Source organism: Synechococcus sp. CCAP 1479/10, from assembly GCF_019038515.1.
Taxonomy (GTDB): Bacteria; Cyanobacteriota; Cyanobacteriia; order PCC-6307; family Cyanobiaceae; genus Cyanobium.
This window is the reverse complement of sequence record NZ_JAFKRJ010000094.1, coordinates 1-212: the sequence shown is the minus strand read 5'-3', so window position 1 is coordinate 212 and position 212 is coordinate 1. Positions and strand designations below refer to the sequence as shown.

Sequence of the window (212 nt, the reverse complement as noted above, 5' to 3'; positions counted from 1 at the left end):
CACCAACGCCACCAGCCAGTCCTGGTACGTGGGTCTGCAGTGGGATGACGTGTTCATCAAGGGCAACTCCGCCGGTATGGCCGTCGGTCAGCCCACCTTCCTGACGTCCGTCAGCGCCGGTCCCGCCGTCTTCGGTGGCCCCGCCGCCGCGACCGCCATCGTCGATGGCAACTACGCCTGGGAGTGGTGGTACAAGTTCCAGGTCACCGACA

The 212-nt window shown here is 66.0% G+C and carries 1 pseudogene; it reads left to right on the top strand.

The features are described from left to right. Positions 1-212, top strand: a pseudogene (locus tag KUG39_RS17805) (iron uptake porin); the annotation flags it as partial.